We start from the raw sequence: 15,698 nt of genomic DNA on the forward strand, positions 1-15,698 counted from the left end.
GCACACCTAAGCGCGCCAATTTCCAGGCTTGGGCCAGCAGTCGCCTATCGTCGGTTTACGCCAAAATTGGCTAAAGCGCTGGGAACGGAACGGCGTCAGATCGATCGACGGTTTCCGGTTTGAGACGAGATCTGCCACGAGCCGCCCGGTGATGCCAGCCAGCGTCAACCCGAGGTGGCCGTGCCCGAAGGCATAGGTCACATTCGGTGATGTCGGCGAGTTGCCGATGACGGGAAGCGAATCCGGCATCGATGGACGAAAGCCGAGCCATTCCGAGGTGCCCTCTCCCGCACCAGGCAAAAGCGCTTCGACGCCCCTGCGGATCATGGCCGTGCGGCCGGCACTAGACGGCGCCGAGAGGCCAGCGAGTTCCACCGTGCCGGCAGCGCGCAGGCCATCGGTCGCCACCGCGTCTGGCGTGCTGTTCAGATGGAAACCAGATTTGGTCTTATGACGGCAAGGCTGCAGCAGCCTTGGTGCCGAGCCCGTTCGGCAAGAAAGCGGCTTTCGGCAAATGGCGGGTGCCGCCCGCCTGGCTCGCAATGAAGTGCCGCTCGGATCTCGCACGGCTTTTTCGCGGTCGGGCTTCGGGAGCTGATTTCAGCGTGTTCGGCGCCGGTGAAACGGGCATCATGGATGCCGCCGAGAATTTGTGATGAAATCAACCGAATTGGGCGGTGAGTGACATCGAGATCCTGTTTTCGATTCGCAGTCAGCCATGGAAGATGAAACCGACCATGACGCCCAGCAGCAACGCTTGATGCTTTTGAAGCACTCAGTCCGGCCAACATCGTTTCAGGAGATGCCGGACGACAAAGAGATGGGATAGTGTCGATTATGAGCTTTTTTGAAAGCCTCCTCGTCTTGTCTCTCGTGGCGATCCTGCTACTGCAGGTTTCGCGACGTCTGTCGCTTCCCTATCCTTCCCTGCTGGCAATGGCGGGCGCTGCAGCTGCGCTTGTGCCGGGAACCCCATATGTCTCACTTGAACCTGAGACCGCCCTTGCTTTGTTTATCGCGCCCGCGCTGATGGACGCGGCATTTGACTTTCCAGTCCGAACTGCCCGGCGCTTCTGGTTGCCGTTGCTCGTCTTTGCCATCGGTGGCGTGATTGTCACAGCATTCGCCGTTGCGCTTGCAGGATCATGGCTTGCCGGCCTGCCGTTTGCGGCCGCCCTCGTCCTTGGGGCCATTGTCGCACCACCCGACGCAGCAGCGGCGACTGCGATCCTTTCAGGGGTGGCGATACCTCGCAGCACAGATGCCGTGCTGCGAGGCGAAAGCCTTTTCAACGACGCGGCCGCCCTCCTCATATTCGCGGCCGCGCTCGCGGTACATTCAACGGGGAATCTTGGTGTCACCGTCGGCCTGCATTTCGCCCTTGCGGCTCCCGGCGGCATCCTTCTCGGTATTTTGGCGGCTTTCGTCGGCAAGCATCTTTCCGGTTTCGTGTCCGGCACCTTGGGCGGAAACCTGCTTCAGTTCGTCCAGACCTATCTGGTTTGGATTCTTGCCGAACATCTGGGGCTGTCGGCGGTGCTTGCGGTCGTGGCCTCGGCCATGGCCATGGCAAGCAGCGTCGCGACATCTGCGCGCATGCGGGTCCAGTCCTATGCGGTCTGGAGTGCCGTCGTCTTCGTCCTCAACATCATGGCATTCCTGTTAATGGGCATGCAGATCAGAGGCATCGTCGCAGGCATGCCGGAGGGTCAGCTCGGCCAGGCCTGCACATTCGCTGCGTTTGTTGTCGCGATCGTCGTTCTCGTTCGGTTTGCGGTCTGCATCGGCTATAACCGTATCCTGGCTCGCCTTGCACGCCGCCGCGGACGAAAGGAACCAGCGACGATCAAGCAGGCGGTTCTGGCCAGCTGGTGCGGAATGCGGGGACTGCTCACCCTTGCGACAGCATTCGCGCTTCCGAGCGATTTTCCTGAGCGCGATACAGTCGTTCTGACTGCTTTCGCGGTGGTCCTTGCAACACTCGTCATCCAGGGACTGACGCTTTCGCCCTTGATCCGATGGCTGGGTCTCGACGGGCGCGCAACGGCAGCCGAGGAGCTGCGGGCCCGTCGCGCGCAGATCACAGAGGCCGGCATCTGCGCACTGGAGGATCAGACCGGCCCGGAGGCGGAGCTTTTGAGAAGCAAGTTTCTGATCGAGCAGAAAGCACTTTTCAATGTTGAAGGACCCTCCTCACTTGAAACCTACCGAAAACTAGCGCTGGGCTCGATTGCCGCCCAACGCATGGAGCTTGAGCGGCTTCGTGCCGAGAATGAACTCAACGTCGATGAGTACAATCTGCTGCTTGAGGAGATCGACTGGCGAGAGCTTTCTGTCTTGCCGCTCGAAGATCGGAAGATTGAGGAGATCTGAAATCACGCACTGCATCCCTCGTGTCGCCGCGAGAATGTTTGGTCCTGTCGCGTGCTGAAATTCTTGCGCAGCCCTTCAGGCGATCGTCTTCATAAGCTCCTGCGCCGCCATCACTCCAGTATCATATGCGCCGTGCGCAGTCGAATAGCGCCCAGTCGAACAGGCTTCACCTGCAAAGAAGATGCGATTGTCATGCGGAGCGGCAAGCGTTCTGCGAAGGTCAGAAGCTCCCGGGCTGGCGTATGAATAGGAGCCGCCGATGTGCGGATCGGAGCCCCAAGCCGAAAAGGAGATCAATGAAAGCTGCCCTCCGATGTCGGACCCCAAAGCGCGCTTCAGCTCGTCAAGTCCGAACTGGAATGCCTCCTTCGGTCCCCCACGTTCTAAGTCATGTGCCAAATCCCCTGCATAATATCCCTCCACAACGGGATTTCCGAGGGGCCTGATTTGGTAGGCACCTGTCCGGCGTTCGCGATAGGTGCCTAGAAGATGACTGTCCAGCGGTAGGGCGTCTGGCCTTTCCACCTTCATGAACAGTTTGTTCGCAAGGCCGAGAGGCAGGCGGGAGGCTGCATCGATTTTTTCCGGAAGCGGGGGGAAAAACGCGATGCGCTCACTCGCAAGCACATTCGTAGAGACGGTGACGATTACCGCCTTGACACGGAAGTGACCTTTCGATGTCAAAATACCGACATGATCCGCTGCGCGATGGTCGATGCGTTCCACGGCAGTCTGCAGCTCGATCGCCAGGGGTCCACCATAGGCGGAGACAACCGTTCCATAGCCTTCACGCACTCGCCAGTCGGGACCGGGACCGGGCTCATACCGCTGGAGGTCGACCACCGACGATCTATCAAGTCCGGCTCCCGTGATGAACGCACCGACCGCATGGACGTACTCGTTCCACCTGCCGCTGGCCGGGAGCATGCTCGAAAGCGCCGTATCCTCGCCCTCATGGGAATTGATCCTGTCAAAGAATGCTTCGAGGGCGCCGATTGCGGGCCGGGCGTCAGCGTTTGTTTCGAGCTTACGTCCTCCCTCGTCCCATGGGGCGCGGGTGTCATCGATCGTAAACCCAAGTTTTCGGGCGATCGCCGTCCAGGCATTCGTTCTTGCCCCATGCAGCCATCCGCATCCGACGTCAAGGGCGCCCCGTCCCGCACCGAAATGCTCCGTCCGCGCTCGCCCTCCTATACGTGTGGACGCCTCCAGAACGACGAGCGAAAGGTCCGGTCGCGCCGCCATGAGGTGCCGGCCCGCCGCTATACCGGCTGCGCCAGCGCCGATGATCGCCACATCTACTTCGTTCTCAGTCACAATGGAGCCTCCCGATTGAGCTCAGAACTGCCATGGTAATCCATATGCACCAGCGTCAGCATAGCTTCTGACAGAGCCGGAGAACAGCTGCGGAGACTGACCGCTTCCATCAGCCAGATTCGAAGGAGATGCCAAATGATCCGCGCCGTCTTGTTGGCGAGGGCGACGGCTGCGACCTTGGAGGGCCGTCTGGCGAGAAGCGCGCTCAACCACGGCCGCGTCCGGGCGTCGTTGCGAGCGATCCGCAGGACGGATGTCGCGCCTAGAACCAGAAGAGTGCGCAGCTCCCGATTGCCCATCTTCGATATTCGTCCCAGCCGCTCCTTGCCGCCACTCGAATGAGCCTTTGGGGTCAGTTCCAGCCAGGCCGCAAAATGACGGCCCGATTTGAACCCACCGGGATCAACGCCTTAATGGTGGCTGCCGTGATCGCGCCCACGCCTGGGATCGTCGTCAGGCGGCGCATATCCTCGTCGCGTCTTGCCTCAGTGATGATAGCGTGCTCAAGCCTGTCGATCTGGTCTGCCAGGGCGTCGACCTGATCGGCCATCGCAACTAATGCGAAGCGAGCCGCCGCGGGTAGACGAGCATCTGTTTCGTCTCGTACGATCGCAACCAACGCCTCAACCTTCGTCTCGGCCAGATGTGCGCGCAGGGCGTTGATGGCCTGTGTTCTCTGCCGCACCACAAGAGCGCGGGTCTTCAGCACCATCGCGGCAGCCTGCTACTCGGCCGTCTTGATCGGGACGAAGCGCATGATCTTGCGGGTCACCGCCTCACTGATCGCCTCTGCGTCGGCGGCTCCGTCTTGCCGCGCTTGACAAAGGGCTTCACATAGGCCGGCGGGATAAGCCGCACCTCATGACCGAACTTGCCGATCTCACGCGCCCAATAATGGGCGCTGCCGCATGCTTCCATCCCGACCAGGCAGGGCGGCAGCTTTTCGAAGAACCGCAGCACTTCGCCGCGACGTAGTTTTCGGTTGAAGATTGGCGAGCCATCGCCGTCTGCGCCGTGAATCTGGAAAACGTGTTTGGCCAAATCGAGCCCGATGGTGCTAACATCCTTCATGGAACGGTTCCTCCTATTGTGGCGTTCGAACAACGGCCACCCTAGTACATCGATGCTGTTGGAGCGGGCCGTTCCACCTCATCAATTTTCTCGAGCAGGCCCCTCACCTCTAAACCTCATACAAATTCACGCCTATGCTGAGGCATTCTCTGGCCTATGTGCTAATCTGGGTCGACGGGAACTGGAGCTATGAGTGAGACGCGAAAACTTGCGGCGATCCTAGTTGCGGATGTAGTCGGCTACAGCCGTCTTGCTGGTGCGGACGAGGATCGCATCTTAGCGCGGCTGCGGACGCTGCGCAGCGATCTGATCGACCCGACAATCGACGTCAATCATGGCCGCGTAGTCAAGCGTACCGGGGACGGAATTCTCATCGAGTTCCGTAGCGTCGTGGACGCCGTGCGCTGCGCGATCGAGGTGCAGACGGCCATGATCGATCGCAATACCGGCGTGTCGGGTGAGCAGCGCATCGAGTTCCGGGTCGGGATCCATGTGGGCGATGTGGTCGAGGAGAGCGACGGCGATTTAATGGGCGACGCCGTCAATATCGCTGCGCGCTTAGAAGGAATTGCCAAGCCCGGCACGATCTGTCTCTCCGAAGATGCTTACCGCCAGGTGAAAGCGCGGCTTGATTTTGCGGTGACTGATCTCGGCCAGCTCGATCTGAAAAATATTGCAGAGCCGATGCGGGTCTATTCCCTCCAGATCGGAACTGCACCCCCAGCGGCGGTACGGACGCCGCCGCCTGCAACGGAAATACCTTTGATTGCGGCCAATCCTGATAAAATCTCCATTGCCGTATTGGCGTTCAACAACATGAGCGGCGATGCCGAACAGGAATATTTCTCCGACGGCATCAGCGAGGACATCATTACCGACCTCTCGAAGCTGTCTGAGTTGCACGTGATCGCCCGCAACTCCTCTTTCGTATACAAGAATGCAGCAGCCTCTGTGCCACAGATGGCCAGGGCGCTTGGTGTCCGCTACGTGCTCGAGGGCAGCGTGCGCAAGGCCGGAAACCGGGTTCGTGTCACAGCGCAATTGATCGATGCAAGCAGCGGCGGACATGTCTGGGCCAGCAGGTATGACCGTGACCTGAGCGACATATTTGCGGTTCAGGATGAACTCACACAGGAGATCGTGGCCGCGCTCAAACTGAACCTCACGCGTGGCGATCAGGATCGGCTAACTCGGGCGCGCGCAGTCAATGTCCAGGCCTATGAGTTTTTCTTGCGGGGGCGGGAGCAGGCGTCCGCACATACCCGAACCGGAAATGTCGCAGCTCGCAGCTTGGCGACCGACGCGATCGCTATCGATCCAGGATATGTCGCAGCCCAGGCACTCATTTCTTTCACCCATGTGCTCGACTACGTCAACGCCTGGAGCACCGATCCGGAGGAGTCGCTGCGCTTTGGACTGGAACTCGCGCAGCAGGCAGTGGAGATGGCCGAAGAACAGCCCGACGGCCACTTCGCACTGGGGATGGCTTGCATGTGGAATCGGGAACTGGAGAGGGCGCGGATAGAAGCGCAACGAGGCCTCGTGCTTTCGCCCAACTCCGCCGAACTCCTCATGTTGACGGCCCATATCCAGATATTCTCCGGCGATCCCGCAGATGCCCTTGAGACACTTGATGCTTCCATGCGCTTGGACCCGCATTATCCAGAAGTTCTTCTCCAGTTTCTCGCCGATGCGCGCTTTTCTCTTGGCGAGTATGAGCAAGCGATTTTTGCAATCAAGCAGCGCCTCGCACGAAACTCCCAATCGGAGACCGCCTATGCGCTGCTTGCGTCATGTTACGGACACCTGAGCCGGCTGGAGGAAAGTCGACAGGCTTGGGAGACTGCGCTCCGGATAAACCCTGACTTTTCTATCGAGCGCCGCCGCCGCGTCCTTCCATTCAGAAACCCCCAGGACTTTAACCATCGCGTTGAAGGCCTCCGCAGGGCAGGACTGGCGGTCTGATACGCTCTGATCCATTTCCACCTGCCAACTGCGTGGCCGAGATCGTCTAGTGCAACGATTGGAGTCAATCGGCCGCCTCGCGAGGCATAAACCAATAATCGGTCAGGGCGCATGCAATACGTTTGTCAAAACTTCGAGGTCATCCTCGATTTAACGAGCTTGAGCCAATTCAGCGTTTCGTTCATCCCAGTCAATCTCGCAGCACATATGGTGCAAGCCGAAATCCAAGTCGTCAGGCCCGAAGCGGTATTTCGGCAACCCACCCGGGCCGGTGCCCGACATTGCTACTCAACCGATTGCTATCAAGGTAACAACACGTCCGTTATCAATACAAAAATGATAGGATGGGAGATTTTATTCCCAGTAGTTCTGATCGGCATTGACCAATGATAGGTTGGTGGTTGCCTATGGATGTGAACCAAAATGCGTCTGCTTATTGTGGAAGACAACGCCGATCTTGCTGCCTGGCTCGCAAAGGCCCTCAGACAGACGCAGTACACCGTGGATATTGCGGCGGACGGCCTTGATGCTGAGCATATGCTGCGGCTTGCAACCTATTCGGCTGTTATACTCGACCTCTCCCTACCGAAGTTAGACGGAATGACTGTCTTGAAGCAGCTGCGGCGCACCGGCAACAAGGTGCCCGTCATCATTCTCACTGCAAACGCTAGCCTGGAGGGCCGTGTCGCAGGCCTCGATAGCGGTGCGGATGACTATCTCGCCAAGCCGTTTGAAATTGCTGAGCTCGAAGCGAGAATCCGTGCTGTGATCAGACGCGGTCATGACGTCGCCGCGCCACAAATTGCGGTTGGAGACCTTGTTCTTGACGGCAGAACGCGACAATTTTCTCTGAGTGGGCAAGCACTACAACTCACGCCTCGCGAACACGCTGTGCTCGAGCACCTGATAATGAAAGCAGGGGTGACCGTGACCAAGGCATCCCTTTCCGAAGGTGTCTTTGGATTCGATGATGTCGCCGACCCGAGTGCAATCGAAATATACGTCCATCGACTCCGAAAGAAGCTTGAAGGCAGCTCCATTCAGATCGTAACGCTCCGCGGCCTTGGCTATCTTCTGCGCCATGTTTAAAGGGCCAGAACCGCTCACCCGAAGGATGGCAGGCGGAATTGCTCGGATAAGGCGCAGCCTGCGTGTCCAACTGTTCTCATGGGTCGTATTGACGCTAGCTGGAGCAATCTGCGTCAACCTCTATTTGAGCTTTCGTTCTGCCACTGCCGCCTCCCGGCTCGTCGCTGATCGCACTTTGCTGGCATCGGCTCGTGTCATTGCCGAGGCCGTGCACGTCGATGACAGCGGTTCCGTTGAGGTCGAAATTCCACCGGCCGCATTGGAGATGTTTGACACAGGCTTCGGCGACCAGGTGTTCTATCGCGTGACGACGCCCTGGGGTAACCTGCTCTCAGGATACCCCGATCTGCCGACGCCGTCGGTGGCGACAAAGGGCGAGGATTTGATATTTCATGATCATAGCATTCGAGCCCTCAAGCTTGAGCATCCAGTCGTGGGACTTGGGGGCGACGGAACGATTGCCGTGACGGTCGGCGTCACTCATGGCAGCCAGTATGCAATTCGGCGCCAGCTGTGGCTTTCCGATTTTGTGAACCAGCTCGCGCTTGTTCTACTGGCGGGCGTCGTCACCATCATCGGTCTCCAGCGAGGACTTTCGCCCATATTGCGTCTGCGAGACGCTGTGCGCCAACGTGATCGTGACCGCCTCGACCCCTTCCCGCCATCGATGGTGCAGACAGAACTGCAGCCGCTCGTTCGCGCCTTGAACGACCATATGGAGAGCGTGCAAAGGCAGATGGCCGCTCAGCAGCGGTTTGTTGCCAACGCCGCTCACCAATTGCGAACCCCACTGGCGCTGATCGCCACGCAGGCCGCCGTGGCTGCCAGGGAAGTTGACATTCGTCAACGCGATGAAGCACTTCAGGCTCTGCAGAAAAGCACGCGTCAAGTTACGCGGCTGGCCGGGCAGCTACTCGCTCTTTCGCGAGCCGAACCCGGAAACTTCCTCCCACGCACAGAACATATCGACTTGGCGACCCTGGCACGCTGTGTTCTCGAAAATCTCGCCGAAGAGGCTTTGAAACGCAATATCGACCTCGGTTTCGACGATGGCGGCCCAGCAAATGTAACTGGTGATGCAACCATGCTCGGCGAGTTGGTAGTGAACCTGGTCGACAACGCCCTGCGTTATACGCCGCCGGGCGGCTCAGTGACCGTTTCTGTCAAATCACTGCAAAACATGGCAATCCTGATGGTTGAAGACACGGGACCGGGAATTGCTGAAAGTGAGCGCACGCAAGTATTCGAACGCTTCTATCGAGTAATGGATACCGGGGCCGAAGGTAGCGGCCTGGGGTTGGCAATCGTTCAGGAAGTGGTCGATGGCGCCGGCGGCACGATCGAACTGCGCGATGGAAAAGACGGAGGACTCCTTGTCCTTGTAACATTGCCGCTTCGAGAGTGAAAAACCAAAAGGGTCGGGCGTGTCACCCGACCCTTTTTGCGTTCCAGCAATGCTTGGGAAAATTACTGAACGTCAATCTGCTGTGGCCGCCACTTGGACAGACGGCTCTCGATCACCGTCATGATTGCCTCTGCAACCAGTGTGAAAATCATGACGAGAACAATCGCCGCGAACATGCCAGCGGCATCGAACGTGCCCTTGGCAATCGAAATCAGCTGGCCAATACCAAAGCGGGCACCGACAAATTCCCCAACAATCGCGCCGATAATAGCAAAGCCGAACGAAACATGCAGACTAGCGAAGATCCAGCTCATCGCCGATGGAACGATAACACTGCGGGTGACCTGCCAATTGGAGGCACCGAGAATACGTGCATTGGCGATCATGTTGCGGTCTGCTTCCCGCACGCCCTGAAAAGCGTTTGCGAAAACCACGAAAAACACCATGATGAAGGCAAGCGCAACCTTGGATGGCAAGCCGAGCCCCATGATCATGATGAAGATCGGTGCAAGCACAACACGCGGGATGGAATTGATCGCCTTAATGTAAACCGAGAAGATATCCGAGAGGAAGCGGTTGCGGCCAAGTCCGATGCCAACCAGCACACCTGCGATCGAACCGGCTAAAAAGCCGATCAACGCCTCTTGCATGGTAACCCAAAGGTTATACCAAAGCGAACCTTCCGTCGTGCCGTTGAGGGCCCAGTCGTAGAGTCGCTCGGCGATGGCGCTCGGGCTTGCATAAAAAAACGGGTCGATCCACAGCATCGTGGAAGACAGCTCCCAAAGCCCGAGTGTCGCGGCGAGAATACCGATTTGCCAGAACAAAACCGTCTGCTTGCGGCGCTTGACCGACTTCAACGCCGCCGCTTCAATTTCGGCATCAGACGTGCCGGGGCGAAAAACGGTGCCGGTTGTCTCCATGGTTGCGTTTGCCATTTCTAAATCCTTCCTATGCGGCTTCGCTTGCGCGGCGATAACTGGTTTCGACCTCCTGTCGCAGATCATTCCAGATGGTCTTGCAATAGTCGATGAATTGCTGCTCGTATCGGATTTCCGACACGACGCGCGGCCGTGGCAGGTCGATTTTGTAGACCGATTTGACAGTTGCGGGTCCGGCGGTCAGGACATAGACTTTGTCGGCAAGAGCGACAGCTTCCTCAAGGTCGTGCGTGACGAACACCACTGATGCCTTGCGCTCAGCCCATAGTTTGAGCAATTCCTCGTGCATGACGGTGCGTGTCTGCACGTCCAGTGCGGAAAAGGGTTCGTCCATCAAAAGTATTTCCGGCTCGTTGATGAAGGTCTGAGCGAGCGAGACGCGCTTGCGCATTCCGCCGGACAATTGATGCGGATAGTGGTTGATGAACTTCGAAAGGCCGACGCGCGCAAGCCAGCCCTTGGCCATTGCTTCCGCAACATCGCGCCGCTTGCCACGGAACAAGGGGCCGGCCATTACATTGTCGATTACACTCTTCCAGGGGAAAAGAGCATCCATTTGAAAGGCAAAGCCGACGCGCGGATCGATTCCGGATACGGGCCCGCCCATCAGACGGACTTCGCCGGCGCTCGGCCGCGCGAGGCCGGTGACAAGATTGAGCGTAGTCGACTTGCCGCAACCCGTTGGGCCGACCACGGCGGCGAACTCACCGCGTTCGACAGTCATGCTGAAATCGCGAAGGGCTGCGAGCGACTTGCCGGTCGGGGAAACGAAGCGGCGGCTCACATTGATCAGTTCGATCGCTGGATCCAGGGTCATTTGCTCTGTCATGAGATATCCTTACGCATGCCTTGAGGTGCATGCGGGTACTTTGTTCAAGGGAACCGCTTCCGGTTTGGCCGGACGTGGAGGGGCTTAATTGACGTTCTTCACAAATTCCGTGGTGAAGGTCTTCGAAAGGTCAATCCGCTTACCCTTGACGTTTTTGGAGAATTCGGAGAGGACGGCAAGAACAGTCTTCGGGCCGTCTTCTGGCATCACGCCGTCCGGCGTGAACATACCCTTGCCCGCGTTGAGTGCGGCGATATAGCCCTCCTTGTCGCCGACGTAGAAATCCTTCGGCACCTTTTCGGCGATCTCGGCGGCAGAATGAGTGTTGATGAACTTCAAAGTTTTTACGAATGCAGTGGCCAGCTTTTGGGCCTCCTGCTTATGCGCATCGACCCAGGCCGTCTCCATGTAGAGAGAGGCAGCTGGATATGTGCCGCCGAGCGCTTTGCGTGTAGACTCGACGGTGCGCATGTCGACCAGAACCGATGCCTCACCAGTCTTCACCATGCGCGAGATTGTCGGCTCCGTCGTCATTCCCGCCTGAATCTGATCCTGCTGCATGGCGGCGATGAAGGTGCCCCCTGCGCCCACGGGAACGGTGACAACATCTCCGGATTGTAACCCAGCCTTTGAGGCCATGAAAAGGGTCAGGAAATTGGTCGAGGAACCAAGTCCGGTCACGCCGAGCGTCTTGCCCTTAAATTCGCTTGGGGCATTGATTTCCGGGTGCTTGCTCGAAACAAGCACAACCTCGCCCGGCGCCTGACTGAACTGGACGATCGATTCGACGAACTTGCCTTTTGCCTGCAGATCAACGCAATGATCATAGAAGCCGACAACTCCCTGTACGGCGCCGGCGAGCAGTTGATTTTCTGCATCAACGCCCGCAGCCTCGTTCAGAAGTTCGACATCAAGGCCTTCTTCCTTGAAGTATCCCAGCGCCTCGGCGAGCTTTGCTGGCAAATAGATCTGCTTTTCATAGCCGCCAACCATGATCGTGATCTTGTCAGCAGCATTGGCCGAATGCGCCGTCGCCATGGCGGCGCCAGCAAGGAAGACGGAAACGGCAGCGGTGTGAAAGAGCGGGCGTGTAGAACGCATAAACTATATCCTCCTGATGGTTTTCAGCATCGCCAATAACACACGGGCTCGTGTCTCTCCTCCACGATGCGACGACAACAGTAGCAGCCCAAGCTTTCAGTCAGCTTTCAGCCATGTGGCTTAATCTCCAAATCACGAGCGCCGTTCCGCAACGTTCCGAGCAGTCTTGAATCGACGAAGGTGAACACCTTTCCGGTCAGGTTGGGATTTACTTCGTGTACCGGCGGCCTCTTGCCGGTTTTCCGACCGGCGGCTGGAATAGATCTCAAGTGGCAGTCTGTGTCGCGTACCAAGCGTCAGAGTTTCACCGCTAGCCATAATCGCGCTTTGGCTAATTCGTATTCCGTCGCGAGCTTCCACGATAGCTCGCGGTTGCTGCGGAGACAATTCACCGTTTCGAGCCTGTCAGAGATCTCGCACCAGTCGAGGAAGCAATCAGGGTTCGACGTCGGCAATGGACGATATACCCTAAGCAAAAGCATGCGCGTTCTTCAGGATAGAGCGAAGTTTAAGCGCCAGACGCGCAGCGATCGCCGGCAGAATATCTCCCCATCTTCAACGACTGCAAATGAGGAGGCTGGCGGTAGTGTTGACTCTGGAGTTCACTCAGCAGAAAACAGGCGATCGAATAGAGAGGAAGTAATGATGGCTAACGAGAACACCCCAGGACCGGTTGCTGCAGTTGAGGCGACGGATGCAGAGGCAAAAGCACCTGCTGCCAAGAAGCAGAAGCCACCACAGCGTCAGAAGACGACCGTCGAACCGGCGCGAGCCGCGGCAAAGGCAAGTGCCGCAAAGTCGCAGGTCGCCAAGCCCAGGACGTATAGCGAACAAGAAAAAACCGGCAAGCTCAAGCTGATCGAAAAGGCAATCACCGAAGCCAAGAGCACCCTCAAGGATGCGATCAAGAGTGCCGGCATATCGGAGCAAACGTACTATAACTGGAAACGGACCGCGACGCCCGTTGTTCAGAAAAACGTGAAGCCTGTTCCTGCCGGCGATGAGCTGGCAGATCTTGTCCAGCTCGAAAAAGAGAACCAAAAGCTTCGCAAGCTTCTGGCGGATAAATTGCGCTCGGAAAATACGGAACTGCGCAAGAGGCTCGGGCTGGATTGATCTAGGAACGACGCCGTGCAGGCGGTCATCTGCTCGATTGACCGCCTGATCTTCTTTGACTCCAGAGGCTTGGTCGCCTCCAGTCTCTCCGTTGAGGAGAGCAATCGCGGGAGCGAATGTCTCCTGCTCAAATGACCGTTGCGACGGGATTGTTGGCGCGAAGGATTCGTCGTTCTGTCGGACACTGGCCAGTTGAAGCGCGCAGCAAGGCGATATATGGGTTCCAGCAGGAACGCAGTCGCGCTGCTCGGCGCCTGCTATTTAGCGATTTGCTCAAGGTTGAAACCATATGAAAACGCCACAACGGAAATTCGTTGTTGAATTCAAGTCGGGTCGACGACAGACGAAGGCGCGAACGAACTCAATTTGGGGTGACACCGATCTCAAGGCTTTGGTTCGTGAGGCGGAAGATAAGGCGCCGCATCTGTTCAATTCAAATGCGGCACCTGGTAGGCCTGACGAGGGCGGAGAGGACGTAGCGTCTGATGCGATGAACTCGGCCTCAGCTGGCGGAGACGCAGGCGAGGCGAGCGTTGCGGTAGCATCGACATCATTAGGTGACGGCGCAAAGGTCGACCTACCAAAGCAAAATGAGACCACTGTTGCGACTGCCGAAGTTGTTGAACCGGTGCAGGAGCGCGCGCTGGTGTTTCAGCCCAAGCGAACATCAAGCAACACCCCTCGAAAGCCTGCTGAGCGCGGTCCCCTCCGCGCGACCGCGCATGTTGCGATGAGGAGGAACAAGCCCCAAAGCGTGGAGGCCGTAACGGCTCGGGATGCGGTTTCCCTCGAGGAGGTAACTACACTTGATGCAGAAAACAAGCGGCTCAAGAGGCTACTGGCAGAACGGCTTCATGCACAGAACCTGCAGCTCAAGAAGATGCTCGAGCGCTTTGATGTCACGTAAGACGCCAAGGGTCGCGCAGGCACGCGCGACCCCTGCCGCGAGGTATGAATACAACAACTACTGGTTCTTCACGGTGTCTTCCAGGAAGAACCGGCCGAGCGGGTTCTGGTAAAAATTCTCAACATTCTTGCGCGCTACGTTGATGTAGGGGCTGTAATAGAGGTCGATCCAGTTCACGTCCTCCTTGGCCATCTTCTGCAGATCGAAATACATCTGCGCGCGCTTGGCCGGATCCAGTTCCTGACGCGCTTTGGCGACGAGGTCCTTCACCGCATCACTTTTATAGTTGGTCATGTAGTTGTTATTGGAGTCGTGGCCGAGAACGAAGGTCGTCTTCTGGTCCGGGTCGAGAATGTCGTTGGTCCAGTAGTTGACCGAAATGTCGTAGTCGCCGTTGACAGTCATATCCCATTCCTGGCTGGGATCGACCTTCTGAAGATTGGCGGTAATGCCGGCCTTGGCGAGCTGCTGCTGGATCAACACGGCCGTCTGCTCATCCACTTCATCGCCGGCACGCAGCAGATAGGTGAGCGTCAGGTTGGAGACGCCGGCATCCGCCAGCATTTGCTTGGCCTTTTCCGGGTCGTAGGGCCGCCGCAGATTGTCGGCATAGTGATAGAGCGCGCCCTTCGGAATGTAGGAATTAGCGATCGTACCCTGTCCGAACGTGACGGCATCAACGATCGCCTTCTTGTCGATCGCCATGTCGAGCGCCTGGCGCACTTCCCTCTTGCCGAGATCGCCATGGGCGTGGTTGATCAGCAGATGGTCCTCGCGGGTCGAGGGATCGGTGAGCACGTTGAGGTTCGGATCCTTCTTCAGTTCCTCGACGCGAGAGAAAGGCACGAAAATCGCCGCATCCAGTTCCCCCGCCTCAACGTTTAACATGCGGGTATTGTCGTCAGGAACCGAGATCCACTCGACTCCGTCGAGCTTCACCCGATCCGCCTGCCAGAAGTTCGGGTTTTTCTTGAGGATGATGCGGTCACCGCGTCGCCATTCCTCCACGATGAAAGCGCCGGAAGCGATCGGCTTTTCGGCATAAGCGTCAGCGCCCAGGGATTCCATGCCCGCCTTGGAGATGACCGAGGCGTTCGGAAGCGCGAGCGTTGAAAGGAATGGCGCGGAGGGGTTCTTCAGCTTGATGGTCAGCGTGCGCGGATCGGTCGCGACCGCAGTGTCGATCACCTTGTAGGAATCGCTCCAGAGCGAGCCTTCGTCGTCGCGAATGCGCAAGAGGCTGAAGACGGCATCTTCGGCCGTCAGCGGCGTTCCGTCGGAGAATTTCGCATCGCGGATCTTGAATGTATAGGTCAGGCCGTCATCCGAGGTCGTCCAGCTTTCGGCAAGGCCAGGCTCCAGCTCGGTGCCGGTCTTGTCGACCCGCACCAGCACGTCATAGACGTTCGAGAAGACCCAGTTGTCGATGTTCTGCGCCGTCTTGATCGGGTCGAATGTCGTCGAATCCTCGCGGCGGCCGATCGTCAGAACGCCGGCCGCTTCCGCATAGCTGGCGCTGAGGGTGAGGGCAGCGGCGAAGGCGGCAAGCCCGATAGATTTCCACCTGATGGTCATGATGTCGTT

12 protein-coding genes and 1 pseudogene are annotated in these 15,698 nt (G+C 58.0%); 6 read left to right on the top strand and 7 right to left on the bottom strand.

What is annotated here, in order from left to right:
* Nucleotides 1-6: 6 nt before the first annotated feature.
* Entirely contained in the window at nt 7-567 is a 561-nt protein-coding gene (locus A3C3_RS0121990) for an NAD(P)/FAD-dependent oxidoreductase (protein ID WP_084797000.1), read from the bottom strand.
* Nucleotides 568-837: 270 nt separating this feature from the next.
* On the opposite strand from A3C3_RS0121990, the gene A3C3_RS0122005 reads away from it, so the two are divergent.
* Nucleotides 838-2,373 carry a cation:proton antiporter gene (locus tag A3C3_RS0122005; protein WP_022716749.1) on the top strand — a complete coding sequence of 512 codons (1,536 nt, stop codon included), beginning with the start codon at nt 838-840 and terminating at the stop codon, nt 2,371-2,373.
* Between the two features lie 75 nt (nt 2,374-2,448).
* Here the strand turns inward: A3C3_RS0122005 and A3C3_RS0122010 are convergent, their stop codons facing one another.
* Nucleotides 2,449-3,690, bottom strand: a complete 1,242-nt coding sequence (locus A3C3_RS0122010; protein WP_022716750.1) for a flavin monoamine oxidase family protein — start codon at nt 3,688-3,690, stop codon at nt 2,449-2,451.
* 122 nt (nt 3,691-3,812) lie between these two features.
* A pseudogene (locus A3C3_RS41690) lies at nt 3,813-4,761 on the bottom strand (IS110 family RNA-guided transposase); the annotation flags it as partial.
* 189 nt (nt 4,762-4,950) lie between these two features.
* Here A3C3_RS41690 and A3C3_RS0122030 point away from each other — a divergent pair.
* The 3 genes from A3C3_RS0122030 to A3C3_RS0122045 all read left to right on the top strand — a co-directional run bounded on the left by A3C3_RS0122030 (nt 4,951) and on the right by A3C3_RS0122045 (nt 9,220).
* Nucleotides 4,951-6,726 (top strand): adenylate/guanylate cyclase domain-containing protein, encoded by a 1,776-nt coding sequence (locus A3C3_RS0122030; RefSeq protein ID WP_022716751.1) that lies wholly within the window; start codon nt 4,951-4,953, stop codon nt 6,724-6,726.
* Between the two features lie 423 nt (nt 6,727-7,149).
* Nucleotides 7,150-7,815, top strand: a complete 666-nt coding sequence (locus A3C3_RS0122040) for a response regulator (RefSeq protein ID WP_022716753.1) — start codon at nt 7,150-7,152, stop codon at nt 7,813-7,815.
* Between the two features lie 25 nt (nt 7,816-7,840).
* Nucleotides 7,841-9,220: a sensor histidine kinase gene (locus tag A3C3_RS0122045; protein WP_022716754.1), complete on the top strand. Its 1,380-nt coding sequence runs from the start codon at nt 7,841-7,843 to the stop codon at nt 9,218-9,220.
* 62 nt (nt 9,221-9,282) lie between these two features.
* Here the strand turns inward: A3C3_RS0122045 and A3C3_RS0122050 are convergent, their stop codons facing one another.
* From A3C3_RS0122050 to A3C3_RS0122060, 3 genes are all read right to left on the bottom strand, one after another.
* Nucleotides 9,283-10,158 carry an ABC transporter permease gene (locus tag A3C3_RS0122050; protein ID WP_022716755.1) on the bottom strand — a complete coding sequence of 292 codons (876 nt, stop codon included), beginning with the start codon at nt 10,156-10,158 and terminating at the stop codon, nt 9,283-9,285.
* A 13-nt stretch (nt 10,159-10,171) separates the two neighbouring features.
* The gene (locus tag A3C3_RS0122055; protein ID WP_022716756.1) at nt 10,172-10,990 is read right to left on the bottom strand and encodes an ABC transporter ATP-binding protein; all 819 of its coding nucleotides are present in this window, start codon (nt 10,988-10,990) and stop codon (nt 10,172-10,174) included.
* Nucleotides 10,991-11,074: 84 nt separating this feature from the next.
* Complete coding sequence (locus tag A3C3_RS0122060; protein ID WP_022716757.1) at nt 11,075-12,091, bottom strand: ABC transporter substrate-binding protein; 1,017 nt, start codon at nt 12,089-12,091, stop codon at nt 11,075-11,077.
* Between the two features lie 645 nt (nt 12,092-12,736).
* On the opposite strand from A3C3_RS0122060, the gene A3C3_RS0122065 reads away from it, so the two are divergent.
* The gene (locus A3C3_RS0122065) at nt 12,737-13,207 is read left to right on the top strand and encodes a transposase (RefSeq protein ID WP_022716759.1); all 471 of its coding nucleotides are present in this window, start codon (nt 12,737-12,739) and stop codon (nt 13,205-13,207) included.
* 289 nt (nt 13,208-13,496) lie between these two features.
* Nucleotides 13,497-14,114, top strand: coding sequence for a hypothetical protein (locus A3C3_RS0122070; RefSeq protein ID WP_022716760.1), 618 nt, complete (start codon nt 13,497-13,499; stop codon nt 14,112-14,114).
* Between the two features lie 57 nt (nt 14,115-14,171).
* Here the strand turns inward: A3C3_RS0122070 and A3C3_RS0122075 are convergent, their stop codons facing one another.
* Entirely contained in the window at nt 14,172-15,689 is a 1,518-nt protein-coding gene (locus A3C3_RS0122075; protein WP_022716761.1) for an ABC transporter substrate-binding protein, read from the bottom strand.
* Between the last annotated feature and the right edge of the window lie 9 nt (nt 15,690-15,698).

Origin of the sequence: Rhizobium mongolense USDA 1844 (assembly GCF_000419765.1) — a bacterium.
Classification (GTDB): domain Bacteria; phylum Pseudomonadota; class Alphaproteobacteria; order Rhizobiales; family Rhizobiaceae; genus Rhizobium; species Rhizobium mongolense.